The sequence below is a fragment of the Vibrio sp. M260121 genome, from assembly GCF_036533715.1.
Classification (GTDB): Bacteria; Pseudomonadota; Gammaproteobacteria; order Enterobacterales; family Vibrionaceae; genus Vibrio.
Genome location: NZ_JATABF010000040.1, coordinates 1 through 15,549, shown reverse-complemented (window position 1 = coordinate 15,549; position 15,549 = coordinate 1). Strand labels below are relative to the sequence as shown.

Sequence of the window (15,549 nt, the reverse complement as noted above, 5' to 3'; positions counted from 1 at the left end):
ATAAAAAATGATTCGAATTGGTCATGGTTTCGACGTACATAAATTCGGTGGTGAAGGTCCGGTAATCATTGGTGGCGTAGCGATCCCTTACGAACAAGGTTTGATTGCACATTCTGATGGTGATGTCGCACTGCATGCGTTGAGCGATGCTTTGTTAGGAGCGATCGCTGCGGGTGACATTGGTCGCCACTTCCCTGATACCGACGATAAATGGAAAGGCGCGGATAGCCGTGAATTATTGAAAGACGTATATCGTCGAGTCAAAGAACAAGGCTACCGACTTGGTAATGCTGACATCACTATCATTGCACAAGCGCCGAAGATGGCGCCGCACATTGAAGCTATGTGCGCAGCGATTGCCGAAGACTTGGAAACCGACATAAACAACATTAACGTAAAAGCGACGACGACAGAACGTCTTGGTTTTACTGGACGCAAAGAAGGCATTGCAACGGAAGCAGTTGTACTTCTGTTTAAGCAATAACTAGCAATTTGCTCCTCTAAGCTGTGATATCAGCGGAAACACATCATGTCAGACATTTTATCTTCATTGGCTTACCTAACAGGTAAGCCAGTTGCATCTGCAAAAATTAAAGCGCAACCAGAGCACTTTCAGGTTCGCGAAGACTTAGGTTTTGCCTTTACGGGTGAAGGCGAGCACTTAATGGTTCGTATCCGTAAAACCGGTGAGAACACCAGCTTCGTTGCTAACGAGTTAGCAAAAGCCTGTGGCGTTAAGTCGAAAGACGTTAGTTGGGCTGGTCTTAAAGACCGTCATGCTGTGACTGAACAGTGGCTAAGTGTGCATTTACCAAAAGCTGAAACACCAGACTTTTCAGCATTTTTGGCGCAATATCCGAGCATCGAAATCCTTGCAACGGATCGTCACAACAAAAAACTGCGTCCTGGTGACTTAGTAGGGAACGGGTTCGTGGTTACTTTGTCTGAAGTGACAGATGTAGCGGATGTTGAGCAACGTCTTGAAAAAGTGAAACAAGTGGGTGTGCCAAACTACTTTGGTAGTCAGCGTTTTGGTAACGATGGCAACAACCTTGAAGAAGCACGTCGATGGGGACGTGAAAACGTTCGTACACGTAATCAAAACAAACGTAGCATGTACTTATCTGCTGCGCGTTCTTGGATCTTCAACCGTATTGTTTCTGCTCGTTTAGAGAATGGTGTATTTGATAAATTCATCGATGGTGATATTGCACAGACCCAATCTGGCACTCAACTCATTGATGCAAGCAACATTGCAGAGCTACAAGTTCAACTGATGCAAGGTGAGGTCTCTATTACAGCTGCACTCGCTGGCGATAATGCGCTACCTACCCAAAGTGATGCTCTGGTATTAGAGCAACCGTTTTTAGATGAAGAACCTGATTTAATGGCGCTGATTCGTGGTAACCGAATGCGTCATGACCGACGTGATATTGCGCTTAAGCCGCAAGACTTAACTTGGACGGTTGATGGAAACAACATTACGTTGACATTCTCACTTGACGCAGGCTCATTTGCTACCTCAATCGTGCGTGAGTTGGTCATCGAAGAAAAGGTAGAAAGAGAATATTAATGGAAATGGATTCACACAACGCGAAGCCATTAAGAATACTGCTCAGCAATGATGACGGTGTTCATGCTCAGGGAATTCATGCGCTTGCTGATGAGCTAAGAAGCATTGCTGAAGTGACGATCGTTGCGCCGGATAGAAACCGCTCTGGTGCTTCTAACTCATTGACATTAGAGCAACCACTGCGTGTTACCGAGATAGCGCCGAAGACCTTCTCTGTGCAAGGTACACCAACAGACTGCGTGCACTTTGCGCTGAACGAGTTGATGAAAGATGACCTGCCAGACCTCGTGCTGTCAGGCATCAATCACGGCGCAAACCTAGGTGATGACGTGTTGTACTCCGGTACCGTGGCTGCTGCGATGGAAGGGCACTTCCTTGGCGTACAGGCGATCGCTTTTTCTCTAGTCGGTAAGCAACATTTTGAATCGGCGGCTAAAATTGCTCGCCAGTTGGTTGAGCAGCATCTGATTCGCCCAATTCCAACCAACCGTCTATTGAATGTAAACGTCCCTGATCTTCCGTTTGAAGAGCTTGGTGAGATTGAAGTGACTCGCTTAGGTGCGCGTCATCACGCAGAGAATATGATTAAGCAGAAAGATCCGCGTGGACATGATATCTATTGGCTCGGTCCTCCGGGCAAAGAGCAAGATGCCGGTATCGGTACGGACTTTTACGCGATTGAACATGGCTTTGTTTCAATCACGCCACTGCAAGTCGATCTCACTGCTCATGAGTCGCTGCGCGCAATGGACAGTTGGTTAAAGGAAGAGAATTAATGACTAACCCACATGCTGACAGGTTGATAGCATTTCTTATCTCCAGTGGCATCAGTGATCAACGAGTGTTGGATGCGATTTATCGACTGCCGCGTGAGAGCTTTGTCTCACAAGCAATGATGCACCAAGCGTACGACAACAATGCGTTGCCGATTGGTCAGGGGCAAACCATTTCTCAGCCTTACATCGTTGCAAAAATGACAGAGCTGCTCGATTTGAAATCGGACAGCAATGTTTTAGAGATTGGCACGGGCTCGGGCTACCAAACAGCAGTCCTTGCTCAAATTGTTGATCATGTCTACTCAGTTGAACGCATTAAGTCTCTGCAATGGGATGCTAAGCGTCGTCTGAAACAACTGGATATCTATAACGTCTCTACTAAACACGGAGATGGTTGGCTCGGATGGGAAGCGAAAGGCCCTTTCGATGCGATTATCGTCACTGCGGCAGCGGAAAGTGTTCCCCAAGCACTTTTATCCCAGCTGAAAGAGGGCGGTAAGATGATCATTCCTGTTGGTGAAGAAGAGCAACAACTATTAAAAATTGAACGTCAGGGTGAACAATATCTGTCGACTGTGGTAGAAATGGTAAGATTTGTGCCATTAGTTGCAGGTGATTTAGCTTAAGGGTTAAAGACTAGGTGAAGAAGTTATTACATCGTTTTGGTATTAGCTGTTTGTTGGCTGCGGGACTGGTTGGTTGCGCGGCTCACTCACCTGCACCTGTTTCTAGCTTAAACAAAGATTACTCAGCGGTTGAACGTGGCAGCTATAGAGGGAGTTATTACGAAGTAAAGAAAGGTGATACCCTTTATTTTATTGCCTATGTCACAGATAAGAATGTAAATGATCTTGTTCGTTACAATGATTTGTCTGCGCCTTACACGATTTTTCCGGGGCAGAAGCTAAAACTTTGGGCCCCGAAATATGTCGCACCTAAATATGGTCATAAAGTGGAACCCGTTGTAGCTCCGGTAGTTGCGGCGAAACCTGCTCCAGTGACTAAAACATCAACAGCGTCAAAGTCGTCAAATTCAAGTAAAAGATCTACTCAACAACCTAAGCCAACTACGACTCAAGTTGCACAAAAACAGCCGCCAAAGAAGGTTGAACAATCCAAACCAAAGGAGTATGTTGGGTCAAAAGGTAACCAAAATGTTAAACCAAAACCACCAGTAACTACGGCGAAAAACGACAAAGTATCTAAGTGGCTATGGCCAACAAAAGGGAGAGTAATCAAGAACTTCTCAGCGGGAGAACAGGGAAATAAAGGCATCGACATCGCAGGACAGCGTGGTCAGCCTATCGTTTCAACCGCAGCCGGCACAGTTGTGTACTCAGGTAATGCGCTACGAGGTTATGGCAACCTAATTATAGTGAAGCATAACGACAATTATTTAAGCGCATACGCACACAATGACAGATTGCTGGTTTCAGAAGGACAAAGTGTCAAGAGCGGACAAAAAATTGCAACCATGGGTAGTTCAGGTTCTAAATCCGTCAAACTTCACTTTGAAATTCGCTATCAAGGTAAGTCAGTGAATCCAAAGCGCTATTTACCTTAAAACTTTGAATAACAACTTGCGACATCATTTAGCGACATATTGAGTTGTCATGTCTTGCTAACTCGCCAGGGGGAGGCGTTATGAGTATCAGCAACACAGTAACCAAAGTTGAAGAGTTCGAATATGACAATGCATCAACGGAAGGCATTGCTAACAACGAGCTTGAAAAAACATCCAACCGAACCAAAACAGCAGCACGCGAAGAATTCGACGCGAGCAGCAAGAGCCTAGATGCTACTCAGCTTTACTTAGGCGAAATTGGTTTTTCACCTCTACTTACGGCAGAAGAAGAAGTACTTTATGCTCGACGTGCGCTGCGTGGCGATGAAGCTGCTCGCAAACGTATGATCGAAAGTAACTTGCGTCTTGTAGTGAAGATCTCTCGTCGATACAGCAATCGTGGTCTAGCACTTCTTGATCTCATTGAAGAAGGTAATTTAGGTCTGATTCGTGCGGTAGAGAAGTTTGATCCAGAAAGAGGCTTCCGTTTCTCAACTTACGCGACGTGGTGGATTCGCCAAACGATCGAACGTGCGTTGATGAATCAAACTCGTACAATCCGTCTGCCAATTCATGTGGTTAAAGAGCTGAACATTTATCTGCGTACTGCGCGTGAACTTTCTCAGAAGCTCGACCATGAACCAACAGCAGAAGAGATTGCTGCACAGTTAGATATCCCAGTAGAAGACGTAAGCAAAATGCTTCGCCTTAATGAGCGCATTAGCTCTGTCGATACACCGATTGGTGGTGACGGCGAGAAAGCGCTACTGGATATTATTCCTGATACCAACAACTCGGATCCTGAAGTTTCCACTCAGGACGATGACATCAAATCTTCATTGATCCATTGGCTAGAAGAGCTGAATCCAAAACAGAAAGAAGTGCTAGCGCGTCGTTTTGGTCTGCTTGGCTATGAGCCATCAACACTTGAAGAAGTGGGACGTGAGATTGGTCTAACACGCGAACGTGTTCGTCAGATCCAGGTGGAAGGTTTACGTCGACTACGCGAGATCTTGATCAAACAAGGTCTGAATATGGAAAACCTGTTCAACGTTGAAGACGACTAAACAAAGACCGCTGTAGAGGCGAATTCAGAATAAACAAAAGGCTATGGGTGACCATAGCCTTTTTGCTTTTACAGGATCACTTCAGAAACTAGAGCATCTTCTTCAAGCGGTAAAGCTCTTCCAATGCCTGACGCGGCGTTAGATCGTCAGGATCGATGTTCGACAATGCTTGTTCAACATCACTAGGTTCAGGAATTAGGCTGAGTTGATTTGCCACATCGACGGTACTAGGACGAGCTGAATCATTGCCTTGACCTAATTGCTCAAGTTGCGACAGCTTGTTACGCGCATTCTTAATCACTGGTTTTGGAACACCCGCTAAACCAGCAACCGCTAGACCGTAAGATTTGCTTGCCGCGCCTTCTTGAACTGCGTGCATAAAGGCAATGCTGTCTCCGTGTTCTACCGCATCAAGGTGAACGTTGGCTAAGTTTGGCAGTAGGTTTGGTAGCTCAGTCAGTTCGAAGTAATGCGTTGCGAACAGGGTCATTGCGCCAATTTGAGTTGCAAGCCATTCTGCACTTGCCCATGCCAAAGACAGGCCATCGTAAGTACTGGTACCGCGACCGATCTCATCCATTAGCACCAAGCTGTTCTTAGTAGCGTTGTGAAGAATGTTGGCTGTTTCAGTCATTTCTACCATGAAGGTTGAGCGGCCAGAGGCCAAATCATCAGATGCACCGATACGAGTAAAGATACGGTCTAGAGAGCCAATATGAGCTGATTCTGCAGGTACGTATGAACCAATGTGGGCCATCAAAGCAATCAATGCAGTCTGGCGCATATAGGTCGATTTACCACCCATGTTTGGACCGGTTATGATCAGCATCTTACGGTTTGAGCTTAGTTCAATAGGGTTAGCGATAAATGGTTCGCTGGTTACTTGCTCCACGACAGGGTGACGACCTGCTTGAATGCTAATGCCTGCTTCTTTGTCCAATGTTGGGCGGCAGTAATCAAGTGAATCTGCACGCTCGGCTAGGTTTTGTAGTACGTCTAACTGAGAAATCGCTGAAGCAAGGTTTTGCATCTTCTCAAGGTTTGGCATCAACAAATCAAACAGCTCTTCCCACAGTTTTTTCTCTACTGCTAGCGCTTTTGATTTAGAGTTCAGTACCTTGTCTTCGTGCTCTTTTAACTCAGGAATGATGTAGCGTTCTGCGTTTTTCAGCGTTTGGCGACGTACATAGTGTGGTGGAACCAAGTGGCTTTGACCACGACTAACCTGAATGAAGAAACCGTGTACAGCGTTGTAGCCAACTTTTAGGGTGTCGATACCATGACGTTCGCGTTCGTCAGCTTCGAGTTTTTCTAGATACTCGGTTGCACCGTCTGCAAGTTTGCGCCATTCATCAAGCTCAGCATTGTAGCCCTCTGCAATCACGCCTCCTTCACGAATAACCACTGGCGGGTTTTCTTTGATTGCGCGCTCGAGTAAATCACATACCTCATCTAATGGTGCAGCAAACTGAGCCAGCTTTTTAAGGTATGGGTGAGCTAGAGAAGAAGTGACAGCTTCCAACTCTGGCAGTTGTTGCATCGCATGGCGCAGACGAGCCATATCGCGCGGACGTGCCGAGCGAAGTGCCAAACGAGCGAGGATACGTTCAATATCACCAATTTGTTTGAAGATTGGTTGAATGTCGGTGAACAAGCTTTGATCTTTGATTTCACCAATCGCATCAAGACGGTTGTTAAGGGTATCAACACAGCGCATTGGCTGGTGCAACCAACGTTTTAGCATACGGCTGCCCATTGGGGTCGCACAGTGATCGAGCACTTCAGCTAGCGTGTTATCAGTGCCGCCTGATAGGTTTTGCGTCAGCTCTAAGTTGCGACGTGTAGCGGCATCAAGAATGACTGAGTGATCTTGGCGATCAAACGTCAATGAACGAATGTGCGGTAGGGCAGTACGCTGAGTATCTTTTACGTATTGGATCAAACAACCCGCAGCACACAGACCGAGTGAAGCATGCTCAACCCCAAAGCCTACCAAATCGCGCGTACCAAATTGTTGGTTCAATTGCTGTTTAGCGGTATCTAGCTCGAACTCCCAGATTGGGCGACGACGGTTACCGTTGCGGTTCGACATCAAATGTACGGGTTCAAAATCTTCTGGGAAGAGTAACTCACGAGGTGCGGTGCGTTGCAGCTCAGCGGCCATCGCTTCTTCGGTTTCCGGCTCGACTAGTTGGAAACGACCCGAAGTTACATCCAATGTCGCGTAACCGAATTTACCGTTATGATGGTAAATCGATGCAATCAGGTTATCGATACGCTCAGACAATAGCGCTTCGTCGGTCACCGTACCAGGGGTGACGATACGCACTACTTTACGCTCAACCGGACCTTTGCTTGTCGCTGGGTCGCCAATCTGTTCACAGATCGCAACAGACTCACCAAGCTGAACAAGTTTAGCTAGATAACCTTCTACCGCATGGAATGGAACACCAGCCATCGGGATAGGTTCACCTGCCGATGCACCACGTTTGGTCAACGAAATATCAAGCAATTGAGATGCGCGTTTAGCATCGTCGTAGAAGAGTTCGTAGAAGTCGCCCATGCGGTAAAACAGCAAGATTTCTGGGTTCTCAGCCTTTAGCTTGAGATATTGCTGCATCATCGGAGTGTGTTTTTGTTCAGCTTTCACAGGTAAGTACTTTTGTTTATTTCCGTAGCGGCTTAGGATACGTGAATCCCTATCAAGTAAAAAGAGACAAAGGGCATTTTTGGCTATGGAAAGAGCAACAAAATTGAGTGCCGATTTAGGCGCATTATTGGCTAAGCACGGACATGTTTTAACCACGGCAGAATCATGCACGGGTGGTGGTGTCGCAACCGCTATTACTGACATTGCTGGTAGTTCAGCGTGGCTTGATCGCGCGTTCGTCACTTACAGTAACGAGGCTAAAATGGAGATGCTTGGCGTACAGGCTTCAACATTAGATGCGCATGGTGCAGTGAGTGAGCCAGTTGTGATTGAAATGGTGCAGGGCGCAATTAGAAACTCAAATGCCACCATCGGCGTGTCCATCAGCGGTATTGCAGGCCCGGGAGGAGGCAGTGAAGAGAAACCTGTCGGTACAGTCTGTTTTGCTTTTGCTGATAACCAAAGTTGGCAGCAAGTAGAAACCATGCATTTCACTGGTGACCGTGCACAAGTTCGCAAAAAAGCGGTCGAGCATGCACTGACTCAATTGCATCAACATCTGCTCTAGAATTTCTTAAATTGTTTTAGCCCAGCGTTGATAAGGGCTAGAGCAAATCATGGCTATAGGTCAGCCAAATTTTTTTCATACAGGTATGGACACTGTATGAATCAACAGTATAATAACTTTCATTGCTGAGCAGTTCTTCTGCTCAAGAAAAATGAATTACTATTCGTCGCCCAAAGAAGATGAATAAATCGGAGAAAGTAATGGACGAGAACAAACAGAAAGCGCTCGCCGCTGCGCTAGGTCAAATTGAAAAGCAATTCGGTAAAGGCTCTATCATGCGCCTTGGTGATAACCGCGCAATGGACGTAGAAACCATCTCAACGGGTTCTCTTTCTCTTGATATCGCTTTGGGTGCTGGTGGTCTGCCAATGGGTCGTATCGTAGAAATCTACGGCCCAGAATCTTCAGGTAAAACAACGCTAACTCTTGAGCTTATTGCTGCTGCACAACGTGAAGGCAAAACTTGTGCGTTTATCGACGCAGAGCATGCTCTAGATCCTGTATACGCGAAGAAACTTGGCGTTGATATCGATGCACTATTGGTTTCTCAGCCAGACACTGGTGAGCAAGCGCTAGAGATCTGTGACGCACTTGCACGTTCTGGTGCTATCGACGTTATGGTTGTCGACTCAGTAGCAGCACTAACACCAAAAGCAGAAATCGAAGGCGAAATGGGCGATAGCCACATGGGTCTTCAAGCTCGTATGCTTTCTCAAGCAATGCGTAAGTTAACGGGTAACCTAAAACAGTCTAACTGTATGTGTATCTTCATCAACCAAATCCGTATGAAGATTGGTGTGATGTTCGGTAACCCAGAAACAACAACTGGTGGTAACGCACTTAAGTTCTACGCTTCTGTTCGTCTAGATATCCGTCGTACTGGCGCAATCAAAGAAGGTGACGAAGTAGTAGGTAACGAAACGCGCATCAAAGTTGTTAAGAACAAGATTGCTGCACCGTTTAAAGAAGCAAACACGCAAATCATGTACGGCCAAGGTTTCAACCGCGAAGGCGAACTAATTGACCTAGGCGTGAAGCACAAGCTAGTTGAAAAAGCGGGTGCATGGTACAGCTACCAAGGCGACAAGATCGGCCAAGGTAAAGCAAACGCTTGTAACTACCTACGCGAAAACCCAGAAATCGGTAAAACTATCGATGCTAAACTGCGTGAAATGCTACTTTCACCAGCACTACCTGAAGCACCAGAATCGGGTGAAAAATCAGAGCAAGAAGAAGAGTTTTAATCTTCTGATTGAATCATATTGAACAAAGCCCTGCTATGCGGGGCTTTGTTGTATCTGCTGAAATCAAAACCGAAAAAACAAAAGGCAGATTAATATCAATTAGAGTAGGTAAGCGATCAGAGCTAGCGCGTTTGTCAGCTAGAGTGAGCGGTTATTTACTACGATTGTTATAAAGCCTGTACAGCAAAAACAGTTTTAGGATCACCATGTACCAAAAGCGTCAAGCGCCGACCTTATCCAGCAAAGAAGCGGCTATCCAATTATTAAGCCGTCGAGATCATGGGCAATACGAGTTATACCAAAAGCTGGCTCTAAAAGGGTATGAAGAGGCAGACATCGAAGCGGCGATTAATTTTTGTCTCGACCACAACTATTTGGATGACCTGCGTTATGCCAAAAGCCAAGTGCGCCAACATGTTTACAAAGGTCACGGTGAGCGTCGCATTCGTCAAGAACTGAACCAAAAGCGTGTCGCAGAATCCATCATTGATATGGCGATGGCAGAAGAGCCCCAAGACTGGTTTGAACTGGCAAGAATGGCTGCTGAGAAGAAATTCAAAGGAATAAAAGCCAAAGACCAGAAAGAGTACGCTAAACAAGTGCGATTTCTGCAATATCGTGGCTACAGTTTTGACCAAATCAGCTATGCGCTGAGCTTTGAGGACGAAGATTAGCGGTCAGCTGTTCGCACTGTTTTTTGTTTTGCTTCAAATTTTTTCTTCTAATGCCTCTTTTCCGCAAGAAAACTAGTCGTAGCTGATTGCATGATCTACAATACGGCAAAATTCTAACTCGACTATTTTCAGGAAGAGCTGCATGTACATGAGCACTGATGAGGTTCGTAACGCGTTCCTCAAGTTCTTTGAGAGCAAAGGACACCAAATCGTAGAAAGTTCATCGTTAGTTCCACATAACGACCCAACCCTGCTGTTCACAAACGCGGGTATGAACCAATTTAAAGATTGTTTCTTAGGCTTAGAAAAACGAGCCTACACTCGAGCGACTACGGCTCAACGTTGTGTACGTGCTGGTGGTAAACACAACGACCTGGAAAACGTTGGCTTCACTGCTCGTCACCACACATTCTTTGAAATGCTAGGTAACTTCAGCTTTGGCGATTACTTCAAAGAAGACGCTATCGCATTCGCTTGGGAATTCCTAACAGTAACCCTTAAGCTGCCAGCAGACCGTCTACTTGTTACAGTTTACGAGACAGACGATGAAGCATTCGATATCTGGAACCAAAAAGTAGGCGTTCCAGCAGACCGCATTATTCGCATCGGCGACAAGAAAGGTGGTAAACCATACGAGTCAGATAACTTCTGGCAAATGGGTGACACGGGTCCTTGTGGTCCATGTACTGAAATCTTCTACGATCACGGTGAGCACATCTGGGGTGGCCGTCCTGGCACACCTGAAGAAGATGGTGACCGTTTCATCGAGATCTGGAACAACGTATTCATGCAGTTCAACCGTCACGCAGACGGCACTATGGAACCGCTACCAAAGCCATCGGTAGATACTGGTATGGGTATCGAGCGTATCTCTGCAATTATGCAAGGCGTTCACTCAAACTACGAAATCGATGTATTCCAAGCTCTTATCAAAGCAGCTGCTGAAGTGATTGGCTACGAAGATCTATCAAACCAATCGCTACGCGTTATCGCTGACCACATCCGTTCATGTTCATTCCTGATCGTTGATGGCGTTATGCCTTCAAACGAAGGTCGTGGTTACGTTCTACGTCGTATCATCCGTCGTGCAGTTCGTCACGGTAACAAGCTGGGCGCACAAGGTGCATTCTTCCACAAACTGGTTGGTGTACTAGCGGAAATCATGGGTACGGCTGGTGAAGAGCTGAAGCGTCAACAAGCTGTGGTTGAAAAAGTACTGCGCATCGAAGAAGAAAACTTCGGTCGTACACTTGAGCGCGGTATGGCGATTCTAAACGAAGCGCTAGATAACCTAGACGGTAAAGTTCTAGACGGCGAAACCGTATTTAAACTTTACGATACTTACGGCTTCCCAGCTGACTTAACTAACGACGTTGCACGTGAACGTGAGTTTGCAATCGACGAAGAAGGTTTCGAGAAAGCGATGGAAGAGCAGCGTCAACGTGCGCGTGAAGCTGGTAACTTCGGTACTGACTACAACGCAGCGATCAAAGTTGATACGCAAACAGAATTCTGTGGTTACACAGGCACTAAAGGTTCTAGCTCTGTAGCAGCGATGTTCGTTGAAGGCAACGAAGTAGAATCTCTGTCTGCAGGCGACAAAGCAATCATCGTGCTTGGTGAAACACCATTCTACGCAGAGTCAGGCGGTCAATGTGGTGACGCTGGTGAAATCCGCACTGAGTCTGGTGTATTCCGTGTTGAAGACACTCAGAAGCTAGGCAACGCAATCGCGCACCACGGTGTGATGGCAGAAGGCGTGCTAGCAAAAGGTGACGAAGTAGCAACTATCGTTGACGCCGAGCGTCGCGCAGCTATCTCTCTAAACCACTCAGCAACGCACTTGCTACACGCAGCGCTACGCCAATTGCTTGGTGAGCATGTTACTCAGAAAGGCTCACTAGTGAAGGCTGATGGTCTACGTTTCGACTTCTCACACCTAGAAGCAGTAACTGCAGCTGAATTAAAAGAAGTTGAGCGTCTAGTCAACGCGCAAATTCGTCGTAACCACGTGATTGAAACCAACGTGATGGACATTGAGTCTGCGAAGAAGAAAGGCGCAATGGCACTATTCGGTGAGAAGTACGACGACGAAGTACGCGTGCTGTCTATGGGTGATTTCTCGACCGAACTTTGTGGTGGTATCCACGCTTCAAGCACTGGTGACATCGGTCTATTCAAGATCACATCTGAAGGTGGTATCGCAGCAGGTATCCGCCGTATCGAAGCGGTAACGGGTGAAGGTGCGCTAGACGCAATCGAAGCTCAAACGGCTAAGTACGAAGAGAAACTGGCTGAATCAGCACAGAAAGCGAAATCTCTAGAGAAAGAAATCCAAAAACTGAAAGACAAGATGGCAGCAGCAGAAAGCGCGAACATCATGGGTAAAGTTCAGGATATCAACGGTACTAAAGTACTGATTGCAGCTCTAGAAGGCGCAGATAACAAGAACCTACGTACTATGGTTGATGACATCAAAAACCAAGTAGGTAGCGGCGTTATCCTTCTTGCAAACGTGAACGATGACAAGATCGGTCTAATTGCAGGTGTAACCAAAGACCTTATCGGCAAAGTGAAAGCGGGCGACCTAGTTAAGATGGTTGCTGAGCAAGTTGGCGGTAAAGGTGGTGGTCGTCCAGATATGGCTCAAGCAGGTGGTACCGATGTTGCGGCGCTACCTGCGGCGATTCAGACTGTACAGCCTTGGCTAGAAGAACGCCTATAATTATTTAAAACACATCTTACGCTCAATCAATGTTCTTTGATTGGGCGTAATTTTTTTATGATAACCAAGTGGTTTAATTGACCGTATTTTAACCAGGTCATTTACGCTGCTTGGTTTTTGTTGTAACTACCGCTTATATAATTTCAACTAGTGGAATATGAGTGGTCCTAATGAGACTTTGGTCTTGGGAAGGTGAAGACTGGTGAAAAAGCCCCTTATCGTGCAAAAGTTTGGCGGAACCTCGGTGGGTTCAATTGAGAGAATCCACCAGGTAGCTGAACACATCATTAAGGCGAAAAATGATGGTAATCAAGTTGTCGTAGTTGTGTCTGCAATGTCAGGCGAAACAAACCGATTAATGGACCTAGCTAAACAAGTAGATAGCGTTCCTACGGCTCGAGAACTTGATGTTTTGCTCTCTGCTGGTGAGCAAGTGTCGATGGCACTGCTGGCAATGACTCTGAATAAATTGGGTTATGCTGCACGCTCACTTACCGGAGCACAGGCGAACATTGTGACGGACAATCAACACAATGACGCGACGATTAAACACATTGATACTTCTACGGTTATGGATTTGCTTGAGCAAGACCAAATCGTCATCGTAGCAGGCTTCCAAGGTGTGAATGAAAATGGGGATATCACCACATTAGGTCGAGGTGGCTCAGATACGAGCGCAGTGACACTGGCTGGTGCGTTAAGCGCTGATGAGTGTCAAATCTTTACCGACGTTGATGGTATTTATACTTGTGATCCACGTGTAGTAAAAAACGCTCAAAAGATGGCGGTGATTGATTTCCCTTCGATGGAAGCAATGGCCAGTCGTGGAGCGAAAGTGTTGCACCTCCCTTCTGTGCAGTTTGCATGGAAGAATAATGTACCGCTGCGCGTGCTTTCTACATTCGATGTGAATGAAGGCAGTTTGGTAAAAGGAGAAGCAGGCTTAAAAGCCGTCTCTGGTATAGCCATTCAACGTGACCTTGCCATGATTGAAGTCGACAACGAACATTTGTCTAGCATTACAAAGCAATGTCAGATGTTGGGTATCGACATTTGGAATGTGATCGAGGAAACAGATCGAACAGGTATCATGATAAAACAAGATGCATGTGCCAAGTTGGATCTGGTGTTCAGCGATAAAATCCGTAATAGTGAGGCTGTAAGCCTGTTGACCGCTGTGGGGCTTGAAGCCAATGGAATGGTTGACCACGCCTGCGAATTGTTGGCACAGCAAGATATTGCGATCAATTTCTGCTCAACGAATGCACTCACTATGATGCTGGTCTTACCACCTGAGTGTGTGGATGCAGCAGCAAACATTCTTCATGATGCTTACGTCACATCTAGCGAAGCAGTAAACATTCAGCAAAAACATGCCTTTTTGGGCTAATTTTCGGTCACAAGGTAGTTTACGAAAATATAACTTTTGTTGGATAATAGCTTTGTAGCAAGAATATTTAGAGATTACTCAAGGAGCAAAGAATGCTAATTTTGACTCGCCGCGTAGGCGAAACACTGATGATTGGTGATGAAGTGACTGTAACTGTACTAGGTGTTAAAGGTAACCAAGTACGTATCGGCGTTAACGCTCCGAAAGAGGTTTCTGTTCACCGTGAAGAAATCTACATGCGCATTCAAGCTGAAAAGGGCAATGGTAACGTTGCTTCTGGTAACTACTAAGCCGCTCCTGTTTACAGAGCTTAGTTTGAATGAAAAAGGCTAGCCGATGGGCTAGCCTTTTTAGTTTCTAATTAATGTCATTTTTTAAGAGAAGACTCTCTTTTTTTCATCATAATAGGGTGGTAAAGTTTGTTTAATAGTCACTTTGATTAAATCCGCATCGGTTAAGCGATTTTTGCGTTTTTTTTCAAAGAAAGTGTTTGACATATTTTCGGTAAAACGTAATATGTGCCTCCGCAAGACGGTGAGGTGGCCGAGAGGCTGAAGGCGCTCCCCTGCTAAGGGAGTATACGGTTTATCCCGTATCGAGGGTTCGAATCCCTCCTTCACCGCCATTCTTGCAACGTTGATTTATCAACAAAAAGTGCGTCCTTAGCTCAGCTGGATAGAGTACCTGGCTACGAACCAGGCGGTCGGAGGTTCGAATCCTCCAGGACGCGCCATATCTCTTCTGAGATATAACAATGAAAACGGTGAGGTGGCCGAGAGGCTGAAGGCGCTCCCCTGCTAAGGGAGTATACGGTTTATCCCGTATCGAGGGTTCGAATCCCTCCTTCACCGCCATTCATTGACTGGCCCGAAGGCCTTTTTTTTGTTTCGTAAGAAATGAATGTGATTTACTTCACAACTTCCTAGCAAGAAGATCTGCGCGTCCTTAGCTCAGCTGGATAGAGTACCTGGCTACGAACCAGGCGGTCGGAGGTTCGAATCCTCCAGGACGCGCCACTATTTAATAATTCGTTTGATAAACGGGTTATACAAAGTAAAATAAGATTATTGCGCGTCCTTAGCTCAGCTGGATAGAGTACCTGGCTACGAACCAGGCGGTCGGAGGTTCGAATCCTCCAGGACGCGCCACTCTTTAGGGTTTCTTTTACAGATATCCTGATATTGGGAATACCGATATTGAAACTTGCGCGTCCTTAGCTCAGCTGGATAGAGTACCTGGCTACGAACCAGGCGGTCGGAGGTTCGAATCCTCCAGGACGCGCCACTATTTAATAATTCGTTTGATAAACGGGTTATAC

The 15,549-nt window shown here is 46.2% G+C and carries 13 protein-coding genes and 6 tRNA genes; 18 read left to right on the top strand and 1 reads right to left on the bottom strand.

Annotated elements, in window-relative coordinates:
- Window positions 1-7 precede the first annotated feature (7 nt).
- The 6 genes from ispF to rpoS all read left to right on the top strand — a co-directional run bounded on the left by ispF (window position 8) and on the right by rpoS (window position 4,980).
- Window positions 8-484, top strand: a complete 477-nt coding sequence (ispF, locus tag QTO06_RS19070) for a 2-C-methyl-D-erythritol 2,4-cyclodiphosphate synthase (RefSeq protein WP_331409377.1) — start codon at window positions 8-10, stop codon at window positions 482-484.
- Window positions 485-529: 45 nt separating this feature from the next.
- On the top strand, window positions 530-1,573 hold the full coding sequence (gene truD / locus QTO06_RS19065; RefSeq protein ID WP_331409376.1) for a tRNA pseudouridine(13) synthase TruD: 1,044 nt from the start codon (window positions 530-532) through the stop codon (window positions 1,571-1,573).
- Window positions 1,573-2,349 (top strand): 5'/3'-nucleotidase SurE, encoded by a 777-nt coding sequence (gene surE / locus QTO06_RS19060; RefSeq protein ID WP_005531673.1) that lies wholly within the window; start codon window positions 1,573-1,575, stop codon window positions 2,347-2,349. The genes truD and surE overlap by 1 nt, the downstream gene beginning before the upstream one ends.
- A complete protein-coding gene (locus QTO06_RS19055; RefSeq protein WP_012128909.1) occupies window positions 2,349-2,975 on the top strand; it encodes a protein-L-isoaspartate(D-aspartate) O-methyltransferase in 627 nt (208 codons plus the stop codon). Before surE ends, QTO06_RS19055 begins: the two co-directional genes overlap by 1 nt.
- A 14-nt stretch (window positions 2,976-2,989) precedes the next feature.
- On the top strand, window positions 2,990-3,913 hold the full coding sequence (locus QTO06_RS19050) for a peptidoglycan DD-metalloendopeptidase family protein (protein ID WP_331409374.1): 924 nt from the start codon (window positions 2,990-2,992) through the stop codon (window positions 3,911-3,913).
- Between the two features lie 80 nt (window positions 3,914-3,993).
- Entirely contained in the window at window positions 3,994-4,980 is a 987-nt protein-coding gene (gene rpoS, locus QTO06_RS19045) for an RNA polymerase sigma factor RpoS (RefSeq protein ID WP_331409373.1), read from the top strand.
- 88 nt (window positions 4,981-5,068) lie between these two features.
- Here the strand turns inward: rpoS and mutS are convergent, their stop codons facing one another.
- Window positions 5,069-7,630 (bottom strand): DNA mismatch repair protein MutS, encoded by a 2,562-nt coding sequence (gene mutS, locus QTO06_RS19040; protein ID WP_038891104.1) that lies wholly within the window; start codon window positions 7,628-7,630, stop codon window positions 5,069-5,071.
- Window positions 7,631-7,715: 85 nt separating this feature from the next.
- Here mutS and pncC point away from each other — a divergent pair, with 85 nt between their 5' ends.
- The 12 genes from pncC (at window position 7,716) to QTO06_RS18980 (ending at window position 15,515) form a co-directional block, all read left to right on the top strand.
- A complete protein-coding gene (gene pncC, locus QTO06_RS19035) occupies window positions 7,716-8,198 on the top strand; it encodes a nicotinamide-nucleotide amidase (protein ID WP_005425360.1) in 483 nt (160 codons plus the stop codon).
- Between the two features lie 200 nt (window positions 8,199-8,398).
- Window positions 8,399-9,442 carry a recombinase RecA gene (gene recA, locus QTO06_RS19030; RefSeq protein ID WP_005425359.1) on the top strand — a complete coding sequence of 348 codons (1,044 nt, stop codon included), beginning with the start codon at window positions 8,399-8,401 and terminating at the stop codon, window positions 9,440-9,442.
- Window positions 9,443-9,648: 206 nt separating this feature from the next.
- A complete protein-coding gene (gene recX, locus QTO06_RS19025) occupies window positions 9,649-10,116 on the top strand; it encodes a recombination regulator RecX (protein ID WP_005425358.1) in 468 nt (155 codons plus the stop codon).
- A gap of 142 nt (window positions 10,117-10,258) precedes the next feature.
- Complete coding sequence (gene alaS / locus QTO06_RS19020; protein WP_331409370.1) at window positions 10,259-12,841, top strand: alanine--tRNA ligase; 2,583 nt, start codon at window positions 10,259-10,261, stop codon at window positions 12,839-12,841.
- Between the two features lie 202 nt (window positions 12,842-13,043).
- A complete protein-coding gene (locus QTO06_RS19015; protein WP_005425356.1) occupies window positions 13,044-14,231 on the top strand; it encodes an aspartate kinase in 1,188 nt (395 codons plus the stop codon).
- A 92-nt stretch (window positions 14,232-14,323) separates the two neighbouring features.
- Window positions 14,324-14,521: a carbon storage regulator CsrA gene (gene csrA / locus QTO06_RS19010; RefSeq protein WP_004415691.1), complete on the top strand. Its 198-nt coding sequence runs from the start codon at window positions 14,324-14,326 to the stop codon at window positions 14,519-14,521.
- 243 nt (window positions 14,522-14,764) lie between these two features.
- Window positions 14,765-14,856 (top strand) — tRNA-Ser (locus QTO06_RS19005).
- Window positions 14,857-14,887: 31 nt separating this feature from the next.
- A tRNA-Arg gene (locus QTO06_RS19000) sits at window positions 14,888-14,964 on the top strand.
- Between the two features lie 29 nt (window positions 14,965-14,993).
- Window positions 14,994-15,085, top strand: a tRNA-Ser gene (locus QTO06_RS18995).
- Between the two features lie 85 nt (window positions 15,086-15,170).
- Window positions 15,171-15,247: transfer RNA gene (locus QTO06_RS18990), tRNA-Arg, on the top strand.
- Between the two features lie 55 nt (window positions 15,248-15,302).
- Window positions 15,303-15,379, top strand: a tRNA-Arg gene (locus QTO06_RS18985).
- 59 nt (window positions 15,380-15,438) lie between these two features.
- A tRNA-Arg gene (locus tag QTO06_RS18980) sits at window positions 15,439-15,515 on the top strand.
- The last annotated feature ends 34 nt before the right edge of the window (window positions 15,516-15,549 follow it).